Below are 23,162 nucleotides of genomic sequence, written 5' to 3'. Positions count from 1 at the left end.
GGACGCTATCGAGTCTCCGGCACGGATGAGTTCCGGCAAAACGAAATACGCGGGTCGCACAGCAGCCCGTGGTCGTCGTCGGCGACACAGAGCGGGTCTTCGATTCAGACGGGCAGGCGGGGGTGTTTGTCGTGAATGGATCCACACGGTTGGCGTTTGCTGGAGGTCTGGCGGCGATGGTCGGTGGGCTGTTCTGGGCCCTCAAGGCCGCCTGTCTCATGATTGCGAGGTTTCAGCCGCCAGTCGTCTACGAGGTCGCCCCGGTGTTCTTTCCGATCGCCGTCATCGGGTTGTACGGATCGCTCGACGGCAACCGCTCAAGGTTGGCCCGTTCCGGATTGACGTCTGCAGGCATTGCGGAGCTGTGCGCCCTCGTGTCCGTGCTCGGGCTGTTCCTGGGTCCAGCCGAATGGACCCCGACGGGAGACACCGTCACCGTGCTCACCCCGTTCATCACGCTGTCGGCTCTTGGCTCGATCCTCGGACTCCTCCTTGTCGGAATCGTGGTTCGACGGACGGCCTCCCTGCCCGGCGGGTGGAAGAACTTCCCGATGTCCGTTGCCATCTCAATCATCCCGTTGATCGCGTCGAGCGCGCTGATGAAGGACATCAACGAGCGGCTCTTCGAGCTGCCGACCCTGATCATCGGACTCGAATGGATGGTCTTGGGGGCAGTCATGGTCAGGCGGCTCCCATCATTCGCCAGAACGCCCGCATCAGCCCGACCGGGAAGGGCTCCCCGTCCTGGATAGGGTGCATTCCGTGCCGCACGGGTCATGGGTCGCAGAGGCGCGCGAGTCCTACGACCGGGTCGCCCATCGCTACGCCCACCTCGTGCCGTCGGGGCTGGAGGGGCTTCCGCTGGAATCGGCCCTTGTCGACTCCTTCGCGCGACGGGTCATCGAGGCAGGCGAAGGCCTGGTGATCGATGCCGAATGGGCCGCCATTGCCGAGCGTTGCGTGGCTCGGACCTGCGTCACACGAGCGCATGACCGAGGTGGCGACTGCGTGACTCCATGACCTCATGGTCAGCTGATGTGCTCCATCGCCACGCGCCAGGTGCCGTCGGCGTCTCTCCTCCAGACGATGAGTCCCCGCACGTTCACCGTCGTCGGCTCGCTCCCGGGATCCCCGCTGACCCAGGACGCCTGCGCCCATACCACCGCGAGGTCGCCGTGACCCTCGGTGCGCAGCGGTCGGATCGACACCATCCGCAACGGCCGCATGGAACTGGCCATCGCGAGCAGCGATTCGCGGCCCACCACGGCGTGTTCGCCACCCCCGTCGAACACCGCGTCCTCGGTGTACTCGAGGACCCAGGCGGTGGGGTCGTCCGCTTCGAGGGCACGCTCCAACCGACGCTCTGCAGCTCGGATGTCCAGCTCCTCGAACGTCGACCGAGGCTCCATGTCACTCACCCTTGCCGGGCCGGAGCCCTGTCGGCAGTCCGACCGTGTGGCCGTCACGACCATTGTGGTGGTCGGACCGGCCGAAGGCACAGACCCATCTGCCTTGGGCGGTTCTCGACCATCGCCCTCCGCTCCGGGGAGCGCGTCCTGGCCGATGTCCTCGGCGGCCCGTTGCGGTTCTGAGACCGCCTTGGGAGGATCTGGGCCGGTCTGGGATCGTTACAGTCGAACGATCACGGGCTGACCGTCCGTGACCTCCCGACCACGTGAGCGACTCGACCATGGCGACGCAGACTCTTGCCCCCGCCGATACCGTCCGGCGGACGCGGCTCCTCGACCCCCGGCCCCGGCGCCTCGTCCTCGTCCCGTTGACCCTCGCGGTCGCCTCCTTGCTGACCCAGGGGTTCGCACAGGCGGTCACCCCGTTCATCCGGCAGGACGACTGGACGTTCCTGCTGCCCGACCGGACGCGTGGCGTGGCCCCGCCGTCCTACTACAACATCAGCGAAGGCCGCTGGCTCGACACCGCGTGGTGGTTCGTCATCGGGCAGCACGGCACCCCGACGACCGCGGCGCTCACGTATGCCGTCGGCTACGCCGTTCTCGTAGCGGGCATGTGGCGCGTGCTCCACCTCTCCGGGGTCCGCCCCGGGCCGGTCGTCGACGTCCTCCTCGGGATCGCGCTCTTCGCCTCGGCGGTCTGGGTCCAGCTGGTCTACTGGCCGGGCGCGCTCACGCCGTCGATCATCGTGGCTGCCACGGCGATCTGGGTGCTGCCCTGGGCGGCTCGCTCGGGCGCGAGGCTGAGACTGTGGCTCCTCGCTGTCGGGGTCGCCGCCGTGCTCACCTACCCCCCGGTCGGTGTCGTCCTGCTGGCGTTCGCCATCGTGTTCCTGGGCGACGTCCCGTGGCGCCGTCTGCTCGCGGTGGTCGGAACCTGGGTGGCGGCCTTCGGCCTCGGGGTCGGCGTCGCCTACACCTTGAACTGGATCGTCAACCAGCACTTCGGGCTCAAGGTTGCTTCTTGGCGCCAACCCAACCCGCTGACCTCGCTCGACGCCCTTCTGGTCAACACGGGTCGCTGGCTCGATGCCGCCGGGTCCCTCTGGACCACCCAGTGGTGGGTCGCGCTCGTGGGTCTCGTCGCCATCGCCCTCGGCTGGCGGGACGCGACGGTCCGTCCTCGTCTGCAGCGCCTTCTCGTGGCCTTCGGTGTCGCCTGTGGACTCGACGCCGCGCAGACGCTCGCGACCGGCATCGTCACGGAGGCCAGGGGCCAGCTCTGGACGTGGCTCTTCGCGGTGCTGCCCGTCTCCCTCCTGTTGGTCGAAAGGCGACCCCGGGTCGACGCGCCGAGCACGCGTGGCTCGTGGGTCGAGCGCACGGCCACCCTCCTGCTGGCGGTGCTCGCCGTCGGCGGGGTGCTGTCGTGGCGCGCCGACATCGGCCAGCACCAGGCAACGCGGATGCAGTATGCCGCGATCGCGGAGGCCGCGACCGCGCGCACGATGGGGATGGCGCCGCCGACGGTCGTCGTCTACCAGGACCCGCGGGTCCGCAACACCCGTGACGGCCGGCTCATGGCCAGCACCATGTTCATGGCAGTGCGCCAGGAGCAGGGCGGCATCCTGCCGCGGTGGTGCAAGGGCCTTGAGTGCCGCGAGCTGGCCGCTCACCCGCAGTCCGACTCGGTCGTCCACCTCGGCACCGCCGCATCAGGCCATGCCATCGTCGGCATCATCGTGCCCACGCCGCCCGGCTGGCTCTGAGGCAGCGCACCCCAGGAGATACATCGGCGCCTGGCCCTCGGCTCAGACGACGTGGAACTCGACCCGGTAGACCAGGGTGGCGTCGTCGATCGGGCCCGAGTGAGCCGCTCGCTCGCGCAGGGTCTCGCGGTCGGTCTCGCCGGAGGCGCGCACGTCGTCCTCGGTCACCGCGGAGAACGGCAGGACGTCGAGTGAGTCGACCTCGATCAGCACGCCTGCGGTCGGGTAGCGGCCACCGACCTTGACCTGCGGGCGGCTCCACAGGCGGATCGAGACCGTGATCTCGCCTCGCGCCACGGCGTCGCGGAGCTCCCGACTGAACATCACCGCACCACGCTACGTCGGCGCGGCCGGCGCATGTCGCGGCAGCGCGTCCGCCATACGGCCACGACCGGCTCCCCGCGGCAGACGAGCCGCACGGCACGGTCTTTGGCGGATCGTCAGCGCCGGACGGTGGAGCCGGATTATGTTGGCCGGACGAACGCATGTCCAGAAACGAGCGCGAGACCCTCGCCCGAGGAGGCGGATCGAGCTGACTGACGCGAAGGCGCCACCCGGCGCACCGACCAGCCTCGACCCGGCGAGCATCGTCCGGTCCAGGGCCTACCTGTCCGCGCTGGTGCTCGCTGCCCTGCTCGGCATCCCGATCTCGGCCATCGCCTACGGCTTCCTCGCGCTCGTGGGCGAGATCCAGACCTACCTCTTCGTCACCCTCCCGGCCGACCTGTTCAGTGGTGGCACCCCGGCCTGGTGGCCGGTCCCCTGGCTCATGCTCTGCGGACTGCTGGTGTCTCTCACGATCCGCCACCTTCCCGGCACCGCGGGCCACTCTCCAGCCCTGGGTTTCACGACGGGGTCGGGCCCGGCAGCGAGTCGGGACCTCGCCGGCATCGTGCTCGCGTCGCTCGCCACGCTCAGCCTCGGGGCGGTCCTCGGCCCGGAGGCGCCTCTCATCGCGATCGGTGGCGGCCTCGCGGCCCTCACGGTGCGCCTGGTGAAGAAGGACGCTCCGCCGATGGCGGTGACCATCATGGCCTCGGCCGGGAGCTTCGCGGCCGTCAGCACGCTGCTCGGCTCGCCCCTGCTCGGTGCCTTCCTCATCATGGAGGCCGCCGGCATCGCCGGGGCGACCCTCAGCCTCGTCGCGCTCCCGGGCCTGCTCGCCTCCGGCATCGGCGCCCTCGTGTTCGTCGGGATGAACTCCTGGACGGGGCTCGGCAGCTTCTCGCTCGCACTCACCACCGTGCCGCCCGGAGTCGAGCCCACGATCGCCTCCATCCTGTGGGCGCTCCCCGTGGGTCTTCTCGGCGCACTGCTCGGCTGGGCGATCCGGTGGCTCGCTCTCACGGTTCGGCCCCTCGTCCACCGCAACCGGGTCCCCGTGACTGTGGGACTGGGGCTGCTCATCGGCCTGTGCGCCACGGCGTATGCCGTCACCACCGGGCGCGAGTTCAGCCAGGTCCTCTTCTCCGGGCAGAGCGCCCTGCCCGGGCTTGTCGCGAATGCCGCCAACTACTCGCTCGGCGTGCTGTTGCTCCTCGGGCTGTTCAAGGCCCTCGCCTACGGTCTGTCGCTGAGCGCCTTCCGCGGTGGCCCGGTGTTTCCCGCCATGTTCATCGGGGCCGTACTGGGCATCGCCGTGAGCGGGCTGCCCGGCATGGACCTCGCTCCCGCCATCGGCATGGGGATCGGCGCCACGTGCTGCGCGATGCTCCGGCTGCCCCTCACCTCGGTGCTGCTCGCCACCCTGTTGATGGGCACCGACGGCCTCAAGATCACGCCCCAGGTGGTCGTGGCCGTGGTCGTGTCGTTCGTCGTCACTGCCGTGCTGCCCACACCCGGTCCGGACCAGCCGGCTGCCCAGCGGGAGCCGGCCGGATGAGGGCGAGACCGCACCGCCTGAACGCGACCATCGCCTGGCTCTTCATGATCGGCTCGGCGTGCTTCGTGATCGGCTCGGTGCCGGCATACGCGAATGCGACGGGCGGCTGGGTGGACGGCATCACCTATGTCGTCGGGTCGGTCTTCTTCACGGGCGCCTCGTACCTCCAGCTTGTGCAGGCGCAAAGCCCCGCCGCGACCGCTGTCGACGAGGTCACCCAGCACGACCCCGCCCGGGTGCGGCTGTGGGGCTGGCTCCCGCACGACCGCAGCTGGCTTGCCGCGGCCATCCAGTTCCCGGGCACGGTGTTCTTCAACGTCAGCACCATCGCCGCCCTCACCCACAACGCGACGGCCGCCGAGTCCGACCGCTACGTGTGGCGCCCGGACCTCTACGGGTCGGTGCTGTTCCTCGTCTCGAGCGTCTTCGCCGTGCTCGCGGTCTCACGACGGTTCTTCAGCTTCGAGCCCCGGTCGTTCCCGTGGCGGATCGCCTGGGTCAACCTGCTCGGTTCCGTGCTCTTCATGGCCTCGGCTATCGCCGGCTATGTCATGCCGACCACCGACGCCCTGGTGAGCACGCGCCTCGCCGTCGCGGGAACCTTCTGGGGCGCCGTGTGCTTCCTCGTCGGCGCGGCACTCATGTTCCCGACCTGGCGTCGGGAGGTCGCGAGCGCCACTGCGGCGACCTCCGCCTGACCGAAGACCTCGGGCTCGGCGGGCGAGCCGTCAAGCGTGGGTCATCGCGTCACGCACGTGCGGGCCACCGTCCTGAGGTTCACTGGTGGCGTGGCGGCAGAGGCCCAGCGCCTGGGGATGGCGCGTCTCGGCGATGAAGGACGGGTGGCCTACGCCCTGACCGGATCGGGGCCGTTCCTGCTCGTGGCGCCCGGATGGCTCAGCCACCTCGAGCTCGGGTGGGCCATCCCTGCCGATCGCGTGTTCCACGAGTCGCTGTCCTCCGGTCGCACCCTGGTGCGCTACGACCGACCCGGTTGCGGGCTCTCTGATCCCTATGAGGGCCCGCGCACGATGGAGCTAGAGCTCGCCACGATCGCCGCGGTGACCGAGGCGGTCGGCATGGACCGCTTCGACGTCCTGGGCTGGTCCATGGGGGCGGCGGTCGCCGCCCAGTGGGCCGCCGACCGCCCCGACACCGTCTCGCGGCTGGTGCTGTACGGCGGTTGGGCCACCGGCGCCGCCATCGGTGACGAGGACAGCCGGCGGCACATCCTCGGGCTCCTTGCGACCCACTGGGGTCTGGGCTCGGACCTGCTCACCGACCTCTTCGCCCCCGAGGCGGATGCCGGCACGCGGCTCGGGCTCGCCGGCTACCAGCGTGCCGCCTCCTCCGCAGAGACCGCGGTCGCTCTGCTGCGCCTCGCCTACGACATGGACGTGCGCGCGGCCCTTCCGCGGATCCAGGCGCCGACGGTCGTGCTGCACAGGATCGCAGACCGGGCCGCCCCGGTCAGTCAGGGCAGGGCCCTCGCCGCAGCGATCCCGGGCGCAGAGCTCGTGGAGCTGGAGGGTCGCTCACATCTGCCCGCGATCGGCGATGCGGAGTCCGTGGTCGCCGAGATCCGTCGCTTCCTCGGGCTGCGCCGCCTCAGGAGCTCGATGCCGACCGGGCTCACCGCCCGCCAGACGGAGGTCGCCGCCCTCGTCGCCGAGGGCCTGACGAACCGTCAGCTGGCCGAGCGGCTGGGCATCACCGAACGGTCGGCCGAGTCGCACGTGGAACGGATCCGGTTGCGCCTCGGGTTCCGGTCGCGCTCCCAGGTGGCCGCCTGGTACGTCGCGACCGGACCTCACGAGTGAGGTATTTCCACGGCTGCTTCGCCACGCGGGTCTCCGGACCATGGAGGCATGCACAGACGCCCCGCCCATCTCGCCCTGTCAGCGCTCGGCTGGTTCGGCTTCGTCGCCGTCACGCTGTGGACGATGGCCTTCCTCGCTGACGTCATCGTCCCCCGGACCGTCGACGGACCCGCCCGCACGACGGCCCCCCGAGCGATCGCCGTCGACCTGCTCCTCCTCCTGCTCTTCGCCGCCCAGCACTCGGTGATGGCCCGTCGTCGGGTGAAGTCGTGGCTGGGCCGGCGCATCCCCGCGGAGCTCGAGCGGACGGCATACGTCCTCGCCACCGACCTCTGCCTCGTCCTGCTGCTGGTGCTCTGGCAGCCGTGGGGCGGGCAGGTCTGGCGCGTGGACGGCGCGGCCGCGACCCTGCTGTGGTCCCTCTGCGCGGTGGGCTGGGTCGTCGCCATCGTGTCGACGTTCGCGGTCGACCACCTCGAGCTCGTCGGCCTGCGGCAGGCGGGCTGGGTGGCCGCTCGGGACACGGAGGCGACCACGACCCTGCGGGTCGGTGGCCTCTACGGCGTCGTGCGCCACCCGTTGATGACGGGACTGCTCCTCGCATTCTGGGCGACACCGCGGATGGGCGCCGCCCATCTGTTGTTCGCGCTCGCGGCGACCGGCTACGTCGCCGTGGGGATCTTCTTCGAGGAGCGCGACCTCCGTCGGGAGTTCGGCGTGGCCTACGAGGAGTATGCCGCCCACGTCCCGGCGCTCGTGCCCGGCGTGCGCCTCCGGCGCCGCGCGGTCGCTCCCCGAGCTGCTTCGCCCGTCGGCTCGCAGCAGAAACATCCCCGCTGAGCCCGTCCCGATCCGCGAGCGGGACCAGGCGGACAGGCGCGGGTGCCACACTGGGTGGCATGTCCATCGAGCAGTGGTGGCCCGCCCTGCAGCCGTCGACGCGTGAGTGGCTCATCGCGAACAACGGCGACGTCGTGCCGCCCCACGTCGTCGAGGAGATCGCGCGGGCGGGCGGGGATGTCACGTCCGACGCCTGGTGGGTCGGTCAGAAGGGACCGTCCGGATTCTCCCTCTCGGATGCAGCCATCGACTGGGTCGAGGCGGTCGCCAACGGAGAGACCCCCGAGGCCCCCGGTCCAGACCATCGATGAGTCGAGGCTGAGCCGGCGATCGGCGCCGTGCCCCCGGTTCGATGTCTTCCACGGTCACGGTTGACCGCCGAGGACATCGAACCGGGAGGCATCACGCGAACGAGACGAAGGCGATCGGCTGGCTCGTCGGCTGGGCCGAACCGCCGGCCGGCTCGACCGTGATCCCGGCCCCGGTGGCACCGGCAGCATCGCCGTCGAGGACGACGACCTGGTCGGCCCGGTCCGGCATGAGCCCGGCGGAGGTGAGCTTGCCGGAACGGTCCTGCAGCCAGAGCTGGTAGACCTTGCCGCTCGGTGGCGACGGCATCCTCGAGGTCACGACGACCGCCTTGTGCAGGGACGGCGACCGGACGAACATCGCGTTGGCCCCGCCCGGGAAGTCCTTGGTCACCCTCGTCGCGTCGTGCGCCGCAAGAACCTGCTCGGCGACCGTCCGGCGGGGCTCCTGGGTCGTGGCCCGGTAGACCGTGACCCCACCGATGAGCAGGACCGCCGCCGCGGCCGCTGCCACGAGGCCGCGCCACGGCCCCGACCAGCGCGGCGCTCGCCGATCGGGCCGATTGGCCAGCCCCGGCACCGAGTCGGCACCAGGCACCTCGGCGCCGACCACCTCGGCACCAGGCACCTCCGCGCCCGGACCGGCGTCGCCCGGATCCCCGGCGACCGTGGTCACGTCGCCGGACACCGGAGGCAGCGGACGCACGGTCTTGATGTCGCGCAGCACCGCGTCCCTGAGAGACGGCGGCGGCGGCGTCACCGTCATGGCCGAGAGCTCGGCCCCGGCGGCGGCCAGGCTGTCCACCTCGGCCCGGCATGCCTCGCAGTTGGCGAGGTGCCGCTCGAACCGGGCCCGCTCGACGTCGTCGAGGGCGTCCACGGCATACGCACCGGAGAGCGCGTGGATGTCGTCGCTCATGAGGTCACCCCCAACGTGTCCCGAAGTCTGATGAGTCCGTCCCGGATCCGCGTCTTCGCGGTGCCCAGTGGCAGGTCGAGCAGGGTCGCCACCTCCGTGTGGGTGTAGCCGGAGAGGTAGGCGAGCTCGAGCGCTCCGCGCTGGGCCTCCGTGAGCGTGTCGAGCGCGCGGTGGACGCGCTCGGCGTCGAGCCGTTGGACGACCGCCTCGGCGGTCGAGTCGTGGCTGACGTCGTGGGTGGCGGCGCCGTAGCTGTCGTCACGCCCGCGCGCCGCCTCGGCCGAGCGGACCCGGTCGACGGCCCTGCGGTGGGCGATCGTCATCATCCACGAGAGGGCGCTGCCCCTGGCCGGGTCGAAGCGTGCGCTGTGACGCCAGATCTCGAGGAACACTTCCTGGGCGACCTCCTCGGACTGGGCCGGGTCACGCACGACCCGGCGGACGAGGCCGTAGAGCCGCGGGGACACCTCGTCGTAGAGCTCGGCGAAGGCCGCCTCGTCCCCGCCCGCCGCACGCCTGAGCAGCGCCGCGAGCAGGGCCGGCCCGGCGGTCTCCTCCGGCGACGGCTCGCCGGAGGAGACCACGGAGAAACGCGACATGGGACTCATTCTGGCTGAGTGGGAGGGATTTGGCGCCGGCCGCTCAGGGCAGCAGGACGGTGTCGACGATGTAGACCGTGGCGTTCGCCGTCGGCACGTTGCCGCAGAGGACCTTGGCCTTCTCCTTGCCGACGGTGAACATCTGGCCCGACCCCTCCACGGTGAGCTCGGTGCCGGCAAGCGTCTTGTGGGTGCCGGCGAGCTGGTCGGGGGCGATCTTGCCGGCGACGACGTGGTTCGTGAGGATCTTCGTCAGCGTCGGCTTGTCGGCGAGGACCTTCTTGAGGGTGTCGGCCGGGATCTTGGCGAAGGCGTCGTTCGTCGGCGCGAACACCGTCACCTCGGGGGCCGAGTTGAGGGTGTCGACGAGCCCGGCCTGCTTGACCGCCGTGACGAGCGTGGACAGGAGCGGGTTGTTGCTCGCAGCGGTGGCCACGGGGTCGGTCGCCATGCCGCTGAACGAGCCCTTGCCGTCCTTCGGCACGGCCGAGCAGGCCTCGCCGAAGACCTGGGATGCCGGGGCGGCCATCGCGTCGCTCGACGTCATCGAGCCGGTGGCCGTCGCGCTCGGGGGCGTCGAGGCGGCTTCGGTGGAGGTGCTGCAGGCGGCGAGGCCGAGCGGCAGGGCGAGGGCGAGGGCGACGAGCGTGGTGCGGGTCTTCATGTCATTCACTCCTTGGGAGGGTGTGGCGGGCAGTGTCAGAAGGGGTTCGGTGCCGTGCTCGTATCGGATTGGTCTGGGGCTGAGTTCTTTCCGGCCGGGTGGCGTCTCACTCGATGGTGACGACGACCTCCTGTATGCCGCTCGAGCCGTTCGGGAAGGGCGTGGCCCTCTCGGTCGGCTGGGGATTCCCGCGCAGGTCGATGGCCCGCACGGAGAGGCGGTGCAGGCCGGGCGCCGCGTCCCACGGCAGGTACCACTGCCGCCAGGAGTCGACGCCGATGTCGGGCCCGAGCCGGGCCGGCTGCCACGGCCCGCCGTCGATGCGGACCTCGACCGTGCCGATGCCGCGGTGCTGGGCCCACGCGACGCCGCCGATCGCCGTGCGCCCGGCCCGGATCGTCGACAGCGGTGCGGGCGTGTCGATGCGGGCACTCGTCTTGATCGGGGCCTCGGTCGCCCACTGTCGCCTCGTCCAGTAGGCCTGCTCAGCGGCATACGTCGTGAGGGTGAGCCTGGTGAGCCACTTCGTGGCGCCGACGAACCCGTAGAGCCCGGGCGTCACGAGTCGGGCGGGGAAGCCGTGGACGTCGGTCAGCTGGGCGCCGTTCATCCCGATGGCGATCATCGCGTCGCGGCCGTCACGGATGGCGGCGAGCGGCGTGCTGATGGTGAACCCGTCGACGGCCGTGCTGAGCACTTGGTCGGGCCGGCCCCTCACCCCGGCCCGACCAAGCACGTCCGTGAGGCGCACGCCGAGCCAGCGGGCGGCGCCGACGTAGCCGCCGCCGACCTCGTTGGAGACGCACGTGAGGGTGATGTCGCGCTCGATGAGCGGCATCGCGGCGAGCTCGGCGAAGGTCAGCGAGAAGGGCCGCTCGACCATGCCGTCGACGCTGAGCGTCCAGCGGTCGACGTCGACAGGCGGAACGACGAGGTTGGTGTCGACCCGGTAGAACCGCGCGGTCGGGGTCTGCAGCGGTGAGATGCCGGGGACGGTCCGCTCGAGCCCTGCCGGTAGAGCTGGCGCAGGCTGTGCGGGACGTGGGAGGGCGAGCCGCCTGGCGCTCTGTGCGCCGCTCCGCACCTGGCCGGCCAGTCCGGCGAGGGCCGCTGCGACGGTGACGCCTGCGGCCCCGAGGACGAAACCGCGACGTCCCGCGTATGCCGCCGGGCCGGCCTCCGCACTCGGGTCGCGTCGCGCTCGGGGCTCGCTGGCGGACCGCCCAGCGAGACGGCCGAGACCGAGCAGGGTCGCGACGCCGACGAGGAGGGCCACGACGGCCGGCAGCAGGTCGATCGGCTCGGCCATGGGCCGGGACGCCGCTGCGGCGCCCGCGAGGACGACGAGGGCGGCGAGGAGGGCCGCGCCGAGCCACGGGCGCCGCCGGGACAGGACGCCCGCGACCGCCGCGGCGGCGAGCGTCACGGCGAGGACCGAGCCTTCGAGGACCGCCTTGTCGGCCGTCCCGAAGCGGGCGACCGCCCACTCCTTGACCGGTGTCGGCGTCAGGTCGATGACCGTCGAGCCGATCGCGAGCACGGGCGAGGCCGCCGGGTCGACGACTGCCGCGACGAGATGGCCGGCCGCGATCCCCGCCACGGCGGCGAGGATCCCGGTCAGGGCGTGGCGGGCGAGTCTCATGCGCAGGGGTTCGCCGCGAGCGCCGTCCCGGATTGGTCGACCCACCTCTGGGGGTTCGGTACCGTCGTCAGGTGGAGCTCCGCACGAAGCGCGTCTACGACGAGCCGTCACCGGACGACGGGACGCGGGTCCTCGCCGACCGGCTCTGGCCACGGGGCATCACCAGGGAGCGGGCCCACGTCGCACTGTGGGCCAAGGAGGTCGCCCCCTCGAACGAGCTCCGCCAGTGGTACGCGCACGATCCCGAGCGGTTCGACGAGTTCGAGGCCCGTTACCGCGCCGAGCTCGACACGCCCGAGGGGCAGGCCGCCCTCCGGGCCGTCGTCGACGCGGTCGAGCCCGGCGGTCCGCTCACGCTGCTGACGTCGACCACGGCGATCGAGCTCTCGCATCTCGCCGTCCTGACGAAGGTCCTGTCCGAGCTCGCCTGAGCGCGGCACGGCCTGACGGCCCCGCGGCCGGGCTACGCGGGAGTGCGAGCGAGGAGCTTGCGCAGGGTCGTGCCGTATGCCGCTCGTGCGACTCGGGCGACGACCGGGTCGAAGACGCGAGGGATGCCACGCACGGAGATGTCCTGCGACCACTCGACGCGCGATCCGGTGCCCTGCGGCGTGATGGTCAGCTCGATGAGGCCGCGGATCGCCTTGCCCTCCTTGCGGATCCGCGCCCAGGCTCCATGTCCAGCGGTCGGCTGCGTCACCTCGTCGACGACCATGCTGTCGTCGAAGCCGATCGGACCGAGGGCGGTGCGCGCGACGAAGCGCGACCCGGGGACGAGCCCAGCGGCATACAGGATGTCCCCCGTCAGGGTCGTCAAGGGGATGACGGCGCTGTGCGCGCGGAGGTCGAGGATGCGTGCCCACGCCTGGTCGGCGGGGAGCGGCGAGAGGATGCGGACGGCGAAGTGGGCCACCCGTCCATCATCCCCACTGAACGGCCGTGGCGTGCGCCCGCCGCGGCCGGACCAGCGGGGGCGCCTCAGTAGGAAGTGCGGCAGACGACGGTGGTCGAGCCGTTGCCGACGGCGCTCGCCCGCTGCACGACCTTGCCGTGCACCGTCACCGAGCACTTGATCATCGTGCTGCCGTCACTCGTCGTCGCCGAGACGAGGACCGTGCCGTGATCAGAGGGTCCCGACCCGGACCACGACGTGCCGACGTCGGTCCGCGTGACCTTCTTGCCGTTCGAGTCGAGGAAGGTGACGCTCTTGATGCTTGCGTCGGAGGTCACGGTGTAGACGACCGCGGAGCTCTGCACCTTGCTGTCTGCATTGCTGCCGCCGTTGCTCTCGGCCGTGCTCTTGACGGTGGCCTTGCTCGAACTGCTCTGGGCGATCGTCTGACAGCTCTTCTGCGCCCCGGTCAGGGCGACGACGACCACGACAGCCGCGAACACCCTGATCGCGCGGGACTGCCGACTGACTTCGTGGTGCGCCATCACATCGCCCCCTGTGGCGAGTGTCGGGAGGCGCCCGAGGCGCCGACTGCTCCTCGGGACGTTCGGCTCCACCGTTCACCTCAAGGTTGGTCGCGTGCCGACAAGGCTGTCAAGGTTCGTGCGCCAAGCGGTCCCTCCTGGGTCGATGTATCGGCGCGAGCCACAGGGTGCGCAGATACATCGAACGGGAAGTCGTGTCGAGGTGGGCGACTGTCGCTCGACGTCATGGTGCAGGCTGGGACCCCACCCGGCCGAGACCGAACCGACACGAGGAGACGCCCATGCGCTACCTGCTGATCCACAAGCTCGACGAGAGCCACCCCGAGGCGTGGAACCCGAGCCCCGAGTTCGTCGACGCGATGGGCGTGTTCATGACCGAGGTCGCCGAGAAGGGCGTCCTGCTCGCGGCCGAGGGCGTCCACAAGAGCGACGAGGGCGCGATCGTCCGCAAGGCCAGCGGAGGCGGCCTCTCGGTGACCGACGGCCCGTTCGCCGAAGCGCGTGAGGTCATCGGCGGCTTCGCCCTCATCAACGTCGACTCCAAGGCCCAGGCGGTCGAGCTCGCCGAGCGGTTCGCCTCGATGTTCGACGAGGTCTCGGTCGAGATCCGGCGCGTCATGGAGTTCGAGGACCTCCCCGAGGACGTGCAGGCCCAACAGGCCGCCCACGACATCGAGGTCGCGCAGGGCCACCCCGCACCTCAGTGACCTGAGCGCTCGTCACCGGTCGACGACGCCGGTCAACGAGCCGTACGTGGCCCGCCCTCTCTCGAGGGCGGCCACGTACCCGGCCCGCTCGTATGCCGTCGGGTCGGCGTCCCGGGGCACCGCGAGCCTCCCGCGCACGTCCGCGAGGGACGCGAACCCCTTGCGCTCCATCCAGCTCTCCAGCCCCTCGACGAGCGCAGTGGCGTGCGTGGTGCCGTGGCGCAGCAGGGCGGAGGCGGTCATGACGACGTCGGCGCCGGCGAGGAGGTAGGCCGCGACGTCCTCCGCCGTCTCCACCCCGGTGGTCGCCGCGAGCGAACCGGCCACGTGGCCGTGGAGGATCGCGATCCACGCCCGCGGGAGCCGAGCCTCCTGCGGCGTGGAGAGCGTCACCCCCGGTTCGACGGTCAGCGTCTCGGGGTCGACGTCGGGGTGGAGGAAGCGGTTGAAGAGGACGAGCCCGTCGGCCCCCGTCCGGTCGAGCCGGAGGGCGAGCTCGCCGACGGAGCTGAAGTGGGGACTCAGCTTCACGGCGACCGGGACGTCCACGACCGCCTTGACCGCGTGGAGGATCTCGACGTGCCGGTCCTCGACGACCCGGCCCGACGTGTGCGGGTCACCCGGCACGGCATAGATGTTGAGCTCGACGGCCGCCGCTCCGGCCGACTCCATCGACGCTGCGAAGCCGGCCCAGCCGCCCGGCGTGCTGCCGTTGAGGCTGGCGATGACGGGGACGTCGACGGTGGCGACCGCCCGCTCGATCTGCTTGAGGTAGTGGTGGGCCGCGCCCGGCTCGGGCAGGTGCTGGCGCGGGAAGTAGCTGAGGGCTTCGCCGAACGCGTCCTCGTGCGCCTCGACGATCCGCAGGTCGTGCAGCTGCTCGCGGTTCACCTCCTCCTCGAAGAGCGAGTAGAGGACGATGGCGCCGACACCGGCGTCCGCGAGCGCCCGGACGCCGTCGAGGTGCAGGGAGAGCGGCGAGGCGCTCGCGACGACCGGGTTGCGCAGGGCGAGCCCGAGGTAGTGGCTGGTCAGGTCGGTCACGAGGGTCACCGCCTCCTTCGGGCGTCGGCGGCATACCGGGCGGGCGGTCGGGTCGCCATCTCCTCGTAGGTCGCCCACCGCTGGTCGACGGCCTCCTGCGCGAGCCGGAGCAGGCGCTCGGCCTCCGCGGGGTCCGAGGTGCGCAGCATTCGGTAGCGCAGCTCGTTGTAGACGTAGTCGCCGAGCGGGATGCGCGGCCGCGGCGAGTCGAGCTGGAACGGGTTGCCCCCCCGGGCCCGCACGGTCGGGTCGTAGCGGACGAGCGGCCAGTGCCCCGAGGCGACCGCGCGGTACTGCTGGTCGAGACCCTTGCTCATCTCGATGCCGTGGGCGATGCAGTGGCTGTAGGCGATGATGAGGCTCGGCCCGTCGTAGGCCTCCGCCTCGCGGAACGCGGTCAGGGTCTGGTGCGGGTCGGCGCCCATGGCCACCCGCGCGACATAGACGTTGCCGTAGGCGATGGCCTGGAGAGCGAGGTCCTTCTTGGCGGTGGCCTTGCCGCCGGAGGCGAACTTCGCCACCGCGGCGAGAGGGGTGGCCTTGGACGACTGCCCGCCGGTGTTGGAGTAGACCTCGGTGTCGAGGACGAGCACGTTGACGTCGCGGCCCGAAGCGAGGACGTGGTCGAGGCCGCCGGAACCGATGTCGTAGGCCCAGCCGTCGCCGCCCACGATCCAGATGCTCCGTCGCAGGAGGTGGTCGGCGACGCTCCGCAGGTCAGCGACGGCAGGTCCGCCGAGGTCGCCGATGTCGGCGAGGCGGCGCAGCAGCTCGGCGACCCGCTCGCGCTGGGCCGTCAGCTCGAACTCGCGGACCTGGCGGGCGTCGAGGATCGCGTCGGCGAGCTCGGCCCCGACGACGTCCCGCAGCTCGTGCAAGCGCTCGCGGGCGAGCCTCGTGTGCAGGTCGGCGGCGAGGCGCAGGCCGAGGCCGAACTCGGCGTTGTCCTCGAAGAGGGAGTTCGACCAGGCCGGGCCCCGGCCGTCGGCGTTCTTGGCCCACGGCGTCGTCGGAAGGTTGCCGCCGTAGATCGAGGAGCAGCCCGTCGCGTTGGCGACGGTCGCACGCTCGCCGAAGAGCTGGGTGAGCAGCTTGAGGTAGGGCGTCTCGCCGCAGCCCGAGCAGGCGCCGGAGAACTCGAAGAGCGGCTGGAGGAACTGTGTCCCGCGCACCGTCCCGAAGTCGACCCGGGAGCGCGTGTTGACCGGGAGCGACTCGAAGAAGGCGACGTTGGCGCGCTGCGCCTCCACCTGCGGCTCGAGCGGCTCGAGGTTGATCGCCTTGCGATGCGGCTCGCCGACCGGGCTGACCGGGCACGCCTCGACGCAGAGCGCGCAGCCGGTGCAGTCCTCGGCGTAGACCTGCAGCGTGTAGCGGGTGTCCGGGAGCCCGACGGCGTCGAGGGGCGCCGTGGCGAAGCTCCCGGGCGCCTCGGCGAGGGCGTCCTCGCCGACGTACTTCGCCCGCAGGACGCTGTGCGGGCAGACGAAGCTGCAGTTGCCGCACTGGATGCACATGTCCGGGTCCCACGTCGCGACGAGGTCGCTGATCCGCCTCTTCTCGTATGCCGTCGTGCCACTCGGATACGTACCGTCGACGGGCAGGGCGCTGACCGGGATCTCGTCCCCCCGGCCGGACATCATCGCCGCGGTGACGGTCCGGACGAACTCCGGTGCGTCGGAGGGGACCGCGGGCTCGGGCTCGCGATCGGTCGTGATCGCCGCCGGCCCCGGGATCTCGTGGAGGGCGGCGAGGGTCGCGTCGACGGCGGCCTCGTTGCGCCGGACGACCTCCGAGCCGCGGCGGCCGTAGGTCTTGCGGATCGCGGCCTTGACCTTCTCGATCGCGGACTGGCGCGGGAGCACGCCGGAGATCGCGAAGAAGCAGGTCTGCAGGACGGTGTTGGTGCGACCGGGCAGGCCGGCCTCCCGGGCGACCGTGTCCGCGTCGATGGCCCAGACCGTGAGCTTCTTGTCGATGACCTGCTGCTGGACCGGCCTCGGCAGCGCGTCCCAGACCTCGGCGGCGGGCTGCGGTGCGTTGAGCAGGAGCGTCGCCCCCTCGCCCGCGCTCGCGAGGACGTCGATCTTCTCGAGCAGGCCGAGGTGGTGGCAGCCGACGAAGTGCGCCTTCGACACGAGGTAGGGCGCCCGGATCGGGTGCGGGCCGAAGCGCAGGTGGGACACGGTGAGCCCGCCCGACTTCTTCGAGTCGTAGACGAAGTAGGCCTGGGCGTGCACGTCGGGGTCGGAGCCGAGGATCTTGATCGTGTTCTTGTTCGCGCCGACCGTCCCGTCGGAGCCGATCCCGTAGAACACGGCCCGCAGCGTCTTCGGGTCCTCGATGACGAGGTCGGGGTCCCAGGGCAGGCTCGTGCCGCCGACGTCGTCGGTGATCCCGATCGTGAAGCGGGACCGGGGGCGCTCCTCCCAGAGCTCGTCGAAGACCGCGCAGACCATGCCCGGGGTCAGCTCCTTGGACGACAGGCCGTAGCGCCCGCCGACGACCTGCGGCATCGTCATGAGGTCGCCGCGCTGGTGCGCCTCCGAGAGCGTCGTCAGGACGTCGAGGAAGAGCGGCTCGCCGTTGGAACCGGGCTCCTTGGTCCGGTCGAGCACCGCGACCCGCCGGACCCCGGCCGGCAGCGCAGCGACGAGCTCGGACGCCGGGAAGGGCCGATAGAGCCGCACCTGGAGCGCGCCGGCCCGAGCACCCCCGGCGACGAGGTGGGCCACGGTCTCGCGGACCGTCTGCGAACCCGACCCCATGCAGACGACGACGACCTCGGGAGCGTCGTGACCGGCATACTCGACCAGCCGGTAGCCCCGCCCCGTGTGGGAGGCCAGCTCGTCCATGACCGACTGCACGACACCCGGGGTGCGGCTGTAGAACGGGTTGACCGTCTCGCGCGCCTGGAAGTAGACGTCGGGGTTCTGTGCGGTGCCGCGGACGAAGGGCCGTTCCGGGGTGAGCGCACGCAGGCGGTGCTCGCGCACGAGCTGCTCGGGCACGAGGGCGCGCAGGACGTCGTCGGGGAGCAGCTCGATCGTGTTGAGCTCGTGCGACGTGCGGAAACCGTCGAAGAAGTGGACGAAGGGAACGCGCGTGCGCAGTGTGGCCGCCTGGGCGACGAGGGCGAGGTCGTGCGCCTCCTGGACCGATGCCGACGAGAGCAGCGCGAAGCCGGTCTGCCGCACGGCCATCACGTCGGAGTGGTCACCGAAGATCGAGAGCCCTTGTGCAGCAATGGATCTCGCGGCGACCTGGAAGACGGTGGAGGTGAGCTCCCCCGCGATCTTGTACATGTTGGGGATCATGAGGAGCAGCCCCTGCGAGGCCGTGAACGTCGTGCTCAGTGCGCCGCCCTGGAGGGCGCCGTGCATGGCCCCGGCGGCGCCGCCCTCACTCTGCATCTCCATGACCGTCGGGACCGTCCCCCAGACGTTGGGTCGATGGTGGCTCGACCACTCGTCGGCGAGCTCGGCCATCGTCGACGACGGGGTGATCGGGTAGATCGCGCAGAGCTCGTTGAGGCGGTAGGCGACGTCTGCCGCCGCCTCGTTGCCGTCGATGGTGACGCGCATGGCAGCTCAGCCCCCCGCTCTCGGCTCGGGCACCATCTCGATAGCGTGGACCGGACACTGCCGGTAGCAGGCGCTGCAGCCGGTGCAGCGGCCGAGGTCGAACTCGTAGCGGAGACCCACGCCGAGCTTGATCACGGCGTCCTCCGGGCAGGCCCCGAGGCAGCCGTCGCACTCGAAGCAGTTGCCGCACGAGAGGCACCGCCCGGCCTCGTAGGTGGCCTCCACCGGTGTCAGGCCGGTCAGCACCTCGTCGAACGTGTGGCTCCGCGCGGCCGCGTCGATCTCGTGCTGCTCCCGGCGGTCGTGCTCGCCGAAGTACCAGAGGTTGAGCTTGTCGAAGTCGGCGCGCTCGTGCTTCGGCGCCGGCGCCCACGCCGTGTCGCGGAGCCACGCGTCGATCGTGCGAGCTGCCCGCTTGCCGTGTCCGACGCCGATCGTGACCGTCCGCTGGCTGGGGACCGCGTCGCCGCCGGCGAAGACGCCGGGAGCGCCGGTCATGAGGGTCGCCTTGTCGACCCGGACCGTGTCGTCGTCGAACTCGATGCCCGGTATGCCGCGCAGGAACGTCGTGTCGCTCGCCTGGCCGAGCGCGAGGATGACCGTGTCGGCCTCGAGCGTCTCGAAGCGACCGGTGCCGTGCGGCTTGCCGTGCTCGTCGAGCTCCTGCAGCTCGACGGTGAGGTCGTGCTCGCCCATGGATGCGATGGTCCGCAGCCAGTTGATCCGGATGCCCTCCTCCTCGGCGTCGCGCGCCTCCTCCTCGTGGGCCGGCATCTGCTCGCGCGTGCGCCGGTAGACGATGACCGTGTCCTCCGCGCCGAGCCGCCGGGCGACCCGGGCCGCGTCCATTGCCGTGTTGCCGCCCCCGTAGACCGCGACCCTGCCGGTCAGGCCCTCCCGCTCGCCCGTCTCCACGTCACGGAGGAACGACACGGCGTCGAGGACGCGTCCGGCGTCCTGGTTGGGGATGTCGACGTGCTTGGACAGGTGCGCGCCGACCGCGACGAAGACCGCGTCGAAACCGCCCTCGGTGCGCTCGCGGTCGAGGTCCTCGACACGGTGGCCCTGCTCGAAGGTCACGCCGAGGTCGGCGAGGCGTCCGATCTCCGCGTCGAGCACGTCGCGGGGCAGCCGGTAGGCGGGGATGCCGTACCGCATCATGCCCCCGGGCTGCTCGCCGCTGTCACGGACGGTGACGCTGTGGCCGAGCCGGGTCAGGTGGTAGGCCGCGGAGAGGCCGCTCGGCCCGGAGCCGACGACGAGGACCCGCCGGCCGCTGCTGGTCGTGGGACGCTCGAAGCCCCAGCCACGCTCGATGGCGAGGTCGCCGAGGAAGCGCTCGACACCGTGGATCGAGACCGCGCCGTCGAGCTCGGCGCGGTTGCAGGCCGCCTCGCACGGGTGGTAGCAGACCCGGCCGTGGATCGCAGGGAGCGGGTTGTCGGCGGTGAGCTGGCGCCATGCGGCCTCGTGGTCGCCGGCCTTCATCTGCGCGAGCCAGGCCTGGATGTTCTCGCCGGCCGGGCAGCCGGCGTTGCAGGGCGGCAGGAGGTCGACGTAGACGGGCCGCTGGGTGCGCACCGGGCCGGAGCGGAGGCGGGCCAGCCCGAGCGGGGCGAGCGGGGTGAGGTCGCGTTCTGGTCCGGACACCGGCGTCTCCTGGGTGACCCCCGGCAGGGACGCCGAGGAATCGGCTGAGTACCTCGAATACTACGAGACGTAGTGGAGCGTGCGGCTCGGATGTGGGCAGCGTGACGAACGGCTCAGCCGTCGTCCGCGTCCCGGGAGACAGCGGCCGTATGCCGCCGGGCGGGGCCGTGCACGCCCGTGCCGTCAGACCCCCCGCGCGACAGCCAATCGTGCGATGGAGATCGGGGTCGCAGGAGAGCGTGGCTCGTCGGCAGTCACCGCTTGGGGCGGTGAGCTTCCCGTTCGGCGCGGACCTTGGCTCTGCGTTGCCGATGCGGTGAGGGCTGGTGCCGCTGGTGAGGCGGAACGCTCCACCGGGGCCAGTACCACCACCCGCACCAGGGAAACGCCATGACCATGACTACCCCGCTGAACACCAATGGCGCGGTGAACCAGAAAACGTGGCGCAGGATCTGGTCACTCGAGGTCCCAGTAGCGATCCTCCAGACGCTCACGGGAGCCTGGCCGATGAAGATGAGCAGAAACCCCAGCATCAACATCCAGCTGAGGCTGACTCGTGCTCGTGTCATCTCGGGCGTGATCCGCTGGATCCTTTGCAGCGATTCGACTTGCCGCTGGAAGGCCACCGGGTTGCGCCACGCATCCATGGCTCGCCTGAGCAAGAACACAAGCAGAGGGATCCCCAGCACGTTGACCGCCAGGAGGAACAGACTCCTCACGACCAGAGCCGATCCATGCGGGCGCGGGCGAGGCCATCCAGCAGGACAGCGGTGATGTCGGCCACGGCGCCGACGGTAGCGCTTCACTCAGGCGTCTGGGGGATACGCGCAGGCCGCTCTCCAGATCCAGACCAACCGCCGCATCCGGCCCCGTAGACGACCCTCTCGACTGCCGCAAGACAACGCCCCCGGTCACGAAACCGGAGGCGTTATCTGGGAGGGACTCAGGCCGAAGGGCGAGTCTTGTCACGGGCACCCGATTCGGCCATGTCCCCCAGAGGATTCAGCGCTTGAGCATGAAGGTGAAGTCGCCGGAACGCTTGCCGCTCAGGCGGACTGTCGACACGAGATTCCCCTCGGTGACCAGCCGCTCGACCTCGGCCCGCGACATGCCGAGGCCGTCGGCGATCAGTCGCACCGGCCGGACGGGGATCCGCGCCGCAAAGCGGACCGCGATCTCGAGCGCCTCGTCGATCGCCTCTTCCCCGAACCGGTCCGATCCGCCGGTGTCCAGGCCCCAGGCGTTGTCCCAGTCGAGAGCGATGCGATTGCGGCGCAGCACGACCGGGTCCTGAAGCAGCTCGGCGACCAGGCCGGGGTCATTGTGGTGCAGCCGGTCGAGCAGCCGAGGTCGCACGGAGCGCACGTTCGTCCGCTCGAAAAGGGTGAGCTTGATGGTGTCCCCGCACTCAGTGCACAGCGCGAGGAGCCACGCGTCGAGGAGCTTGTGGTTTGCGTTGACTCGGAACTTGCCGCTGGCCCGGAAGCGCATGGAAGCACATGCGTGGCAACGGCGGACGATGACGGGCAGGCGGGTGGGCACGACGACCCAGGTAATGGGCACAGAGATACACCGGTTCCAGTGAGAAGTTCGTAGCGAAAAGGAGCGCGGCGCACACAGGCGACGCGCGACGAATCAGCGCTAGAGAGGTCTCACAGGACGTACATCGGCAGGTCCTCGGCAGGGCGGTGTTGGCGCGAGCACCGTAACAACGCGCGGAAGTGCGGCTCGACAGGTTTTCGGAGACGGCGGGCGCGCGCAGAGCGTCGACGCGCGGCGATCGGGCCTATGTGGCCGTGGCCGCGATGGCGGCATGCGGTCGTCGCTCGCCGTCCTGAGGCCGCTTGAGCCGCTCCACCTCCGAGAAGCCTGCCTCGGCCAGGCGGTGGGCGAACTCGTCGACCGGCCACCGATAGGCAGTGATGACCTTGTGCTCGAACGGCTCGCAGTCAACGCCCTCGAAGAAGCCCGCGACCAGGACGCCTCCAGGCGCCATGATGCGGCGGATCTCGGCGAGCGCGCCGTCCAGCTGATCGGGATCGAAGTGGATGAGCGAGTACCACGCCAACGCGCCGGCCACAGAGCCGTCCGCCCGGGTCACGTTGGTGATCGATCCGAGCTCGAAGCTCGCCGTCGGGTGGGCGTCTCGCGCGTGGGAAATGAACTCAGGTACCACATCGATCCCCGTGACGTCCGGGCACCTGGACCGCAGATAGCGCGTCAGGTGCCCCGGACCGCAGCCGAGGTCCAGGACCGGACCCGCCACGTGCCCCAGATGATCGTCGATCAATCGCAGGTCGTCGTGGTGTTCGTGCTGCCCCGAGCCGAAGAGGTCGATGTAGAGGTGAGAGAGCGAGGAGTACGCCTGCTCAATCTCGCCCGTCTCCATCCCGCCGATCCTAGACAAGGATGTGGCACCGCTAGAGCGCGAGCTTCATGCGCGGCGCGGAGGTGAGGACAAACCCGGATCTCTCCTAGAGGCGTTGACCGTCCGGCGTGGCGCTGAGGTCGACTCGGTCGGCCTCGATCGACCGTGCCCATGCGACGACGAAGGCGACCAGTGCAGTCGCATACCCCTGCCCGCGGTGCTCGGGGAGGGTGATGACATTCGCCCGCCGGGCGGTCCGCCCGCGCGGGCACTGGGGGTTGGGCACTCCGAGCTCCAGCGTCCCGACCGCGCAGGCGACGATCGCGCCGTCCTTCTCGACGACAGGGAAGCACGCCACGTGTCGGTCGGTGACGACCTGGTTGAACCAGGCCCTCGCGTGGTCGCGCCAAGGCACTCGTTTCGTTCGGCAGCTCATCGAAGAGCAGCCCCCAGAGCGGAATGATCCGGTCCACATCCTCGGCACGAGCGTCTCGTGGCCGTGGTTCCCCGATGGCCGTCA

General features: G+C 70.9%; 24 protein-coding genes. 9 read left to right on the top strand and 15 right to left on the bottom strand.

What is annotated here, in order from left to right; translation table 11 throughout:
- The first annotated feature begins 68 nt into the window (after positions 1 to 68).
- Positions 69 to 752 carry a hypothetical protein gene (locus tag N865_RS11975; RefSeq protein ID WP_034806052.1) on the top strand — a complete coding sequence of 228 codons (684 nt, stop codon included), beginning with the start codon at positions 69 to 71 and terminating at the stop codon, positions 750 to 752.
- Positions 753 to 1,028: 276 nt separating this feature from the next.
- Here the strand turns inward: N865_RS11975 and N865_RS11970 are convergent, their stop codons facing one another.
- Positions 1,029 to 1,409, bottom strand: coding sequence for a YybH family protein (locus N865_RS11970; RefSeq protein ID WP_034806050.1), 381 nt, complete (start codon positions 1,407 to 1,409; stop codon positions 1,029 to 1,031).
- 266 nt (positions 1,410 to 1,675) lie between these two features.
- Here N865_RS11970 and N865_RS11965 point away from each other — a divergent pair, with 266 nt between their 5' ends.
- Complete coding sequence (locus N865_RS11965) at positions 1,676 to 3,178, top strand: hypothetical protein (protein WP_034806046.1); 1,503 nt, start codon at positions 1,676 to 1,678, stop codon at positions 3,176 to 3,178.
- A 42-nt stretch (positions 3,179 to 3,220) separates the two neighbouring features.
- On the opposite strand, the gene N865_RS11960 is transcribed toward N865_RS11965, so the two are convergent.
- The gene (locus tag N865_RS11960) at positions 3,221 to 3,502 is read right to left on the bottom strand and encodes an ASCH domain-containing protein (protein WP_051510499.1); all 282 of its coding nucleotides are present in this window, start codon (positions 3,500 to 3,502) and stop codon (positions 3,221 to 3,223) included.
- A 142-nt stretch (positions 3,503 to 3,644) separates the two neighbouring features.
- On the opposite strand from N865_RS11960, the gene N865_RS11955 reads away from it, so the two are divergent.
- The 5 genes from N865_RS11955 to N865_RS11935 all read left to right on the top strand — a co-directional run bounded on the left by N865_RS11955 (position 3,645) and on the right by N865_RS11935 (position 8,031).
- Positions 3,645 to 5,060: a chloride channel protein gene (locus N865_RS11955; RefSeq protein WP_084328172.1), complete on the top strand. Its 1,416-nt coding sequence runs from the start codon at positions 3,645 to 3,647 to the stop codon at positions 5,058 to 5,060.
- Complete coding sequence (locus N865_RS11950) at positions 5,057 to 5,758, top strand: hypothetical protein (protein ID WP_034806044.1); 702 nt, start codon at positions 5,057 to 5,059, stop codon at positions 5,756 to 5,758. Before N865_RS11955 ends, N865_RS11950 begins: the two co-directional genes overlap by 4 nt.
- 90 nt (positions 5,759 to 5,848) lie before the next feature.
- Positions 5,849 to 6,880 carry an alpha/beta fold hydrolase gene (locus N865_RS11945; protein WP_245603740.1) on the top strand — a complete coding sequence of 344 codons (1,032 nt, stop codon included), beginning with the start codon at positions 5,849 to 5,851 and terminating at the stop codon, positions 6,878 to 6,880.
- Between the two features lie 48 nt (positions 6,881 to 6,928).
- Complete coding sequence (locus tag N865_RS11940; protein ID WP_034806042.1) at positions 6,929 to 7,720, top strand: methyltransferase family protein; 792 nt, start codon at positions 6,929 to 6,931, stop codon at positions 7,718 to 7,720.
- 59 nt (positions 7,721 to 7,779) lie between these two features.
- Entirely contained in the window at positions 7,780 to 8,031 is a 252-nt protein-coding gene (locus N865_RS11935; protein ID WP_034806040.1) for a hypothetical protein, read from the top strand.
- Positions 8,032 to 8,122: 91 nt separating this feature from the next.
- On the opposite strand, the gene N865_RS11930 is transcribed toward N865_RS11935, so the two are convergent.
- The 4 genes from N865_RS11930 to N865_RS11915 form a co-directional block, all read right to left on the bottom strand.
- Positions 8,123 to 8,947, bottom strand: coding sequence for an anti-sigma factor (locus N865_RS11930; protein WP_034806038.1), 825 nt, complete (start codon positions 8,945 to 8,947; stop codon positions 8,123 to 8,125).
- Positions 8,944 to 9,546, bottom strand: coding sequence for an ECF RNA polymerase sigma factor SigK (gene sigK, locus N865_RS11925; RefSeq protein WP_034806037.1), 603 nt, complete (start codon positions 9,544 to 9,546; stop codon positions 8,944 to 8,946). Before sigK ends, N865_RS11930 begins: the two co-directional genes overlap by 4 nt.
- Positions 9,547 to 9,589: 43 nt before the next feature.
- The gene (locus tag N865_RS11920) at positions 9,590 to 10,210 is read right to left on the bottom strand and encodes a fasciclin domain-containing protein (RefSeq protein ID WP_034806034.1); all 621 of its coding nucleotides are present in this window, start codon (positions 10,208 to 10,210) and stop codon (positions 9,590 to 9,592) included.
- A 106-nt stretch (positions 10,211 to 10,316) separates the two neighbouring features.
- A complete protein-coding gene (locus tag N865_RS11915; protein WP_034806032.1) occupies positions 10,317 to 11,852 on the bottom strand; it encodes a molybdopterin-dependent oxidoreductase in 1,536 nt (511 codons plus the stop codon).
- Between the two features lie 71 nt (positions 11,853 to 11,923).
- Here N865_RS11915 and N865_RS11910 point away from each other — a divergent pair, with 71 nt between their 5' ends.
- Positions 11,924 to 12,283, top strand: coding sequence for a DUF488 domain-containing protein (locus N865_RS11910; RefSeq protein ID WP_084328170.1), 360 nt, complete (start codon positions 11,924 to 11,926; stop codon positions 12,281 to 12,283).
- Positions 12,284 to 12,315: 32 nt separating this feature from the next.
- Here the strand turns inward: N865_RS11910 and N865_RS11905 are convergent, their stop codons facing one another.
- Together N865_RS11905 and N865_RS11900 are read right to left on the bottom strand one after the other, a co-directional pair.
- Positions 12,316 to 12,765: an SRPBCC family protein gene (locus N865_RS11905; RefSeq protein WP_034806030.1), complete on the bottom strand. Its 450-nt coding sequence runs from the start codon at positions 12,763 to 12,765 to the stop codon at positions 12,316 to 12,318.
- Between the two features lie 65 nt (positions 12,766 to 12,830).
- The gene (locus tag N865_RS11900) at positions 12,831 to 13,289 is read right to left on the bottom strand and encodes a hypothetical protein (RefSeq protein WP_157557670.1); all 459 of its coding nucleotides are present in this window, start codon (positions 13,287 to 13,289) and stop codon (positions 12,831 to 12,833) included.
- Positions 13,290 to 13,570: 281 nt separating this feature from the next.
- Here N865_RS11900 and N865_RS11895 point away from each other — a divergent pair, with 281 nt between their 5' ends.
- Entirely contained in the window at positions 13,571 to 13,996 is a 426-nt protein-coding gene (locus N865_RS11895) for a YciI family protein (protein WP_051510498.1), read from the top strand.
- A 12-nt stretch (positions 13,997 to 14,008) separates the two neighbouring features.
- Here the strand turns inward: N865_RS11895 and N865_RS11890 are convergent, their stop codons facing one another.
- The 7 genes from N865_RS11890 to N865_RS11860 all read right to left on the bottom strand — a co-directional run bounded on the left by N865_RS11890 (position 14,009) and on the right by N865_RS11860 (position 23,057).
- Positions 14,009 to 15,040, bottom strand: coding sequence for a dihydroorotate dehydrogenase-like protein (locus N865_RS11890; protein ID WP_034806099.1), 1,032 nt, complete (start codon positions 15,038 to 15,040; stop codon positions 14,009 to 14,011).
- Between the two features lie 5 nt (positions 15,041 to 15,045).
- The gene (nifJ, locus tag N865_RS11885; protein WP_034806024.1) at positions 15,046 to 18,624 is read right to left on the bottom strand and encodes a pyruvate:ferredoxin (flavodoxin) oxidoreductase; all 3,579 of its coding nucleotides are present in this window, start codon (positions 18,622 to 18,624) and stop codon (positions 15,046 to 15,048) included.
- 6 nt (positions 18,625 to 18,630) lie between these two features.
- Entirely contained in the window at positions 18,631 to 20,274 is a 1,644-nt protein-coding gene (locus N865_RS11880; RefSeq protein ID WP_084328169.1) for an NAD(P)-binding protein, read from the bottom strand.
- A 254-nt stretch (positions 20,275 to 20,528) separates the two neighbouring features.
- Complete coding sequence (locus tag N865_RS11875) at positions 20,529 to 20,993, bottom strand: hypothetical protein (RefSeq protein ID WP_034806020.1); 465 nt, start codon at positions 20,991 to 20,993, stop codon at positions 20,529 to 20,531.
- 283 nt (positions 20,994 to 21,276) lie between these two features.
- A complete protein-coding gene (locus N865_RS11870) occupies positions 21,277 to 21,816 on the bottom strand; it encodes a DUF1062 domain-containing protein (protein WP_245603739.1) in 540 nt (179 codons plus the stop codon).
- Between the two features lie 244 nt (positions 21,817 to 22,060).
- Complete coding sequence (locus N865_RS11865) at positions 22,061 to 22,663, bottom strand: class I SAM-dependent methyltransferase (protein WP_051510497.1); 603 nt, start codon at positions 22,661 to 22,663, stop codon at positions 22,061 to 22,063.
- Positions 22,664 to 22,748: 85 nt separating this feature from the next.
- Positions 22,749 to 23,057, bottom strand: coding sequence for a GNAT family N-acetyltransferase (locus N865_RS11860; protein ID WP_211244896.1), 309 nt, complete (start codon positions 23,055 to 23,057; stop codon positions 22,749 to 22,751).
- Between the last annotated feature and the right edge of the window lie 105 nt (positions 23,058 to 23,162).

It is taken from the genome of Intrasporangium oryzae NRRL B-24470 (assembly GCF_000576595.1).
GTDB classification, from domain to species: domain Bacteria; phylum Actinomycetota; class Actinomycetes; order Actinomycetales; family Dermatophilaceae; genus Intrasporangium_C; species Intrasporangium_C oryzae.
This window is presented reverse-complemented; position numbering and strand designations above follow the sequence as displayed.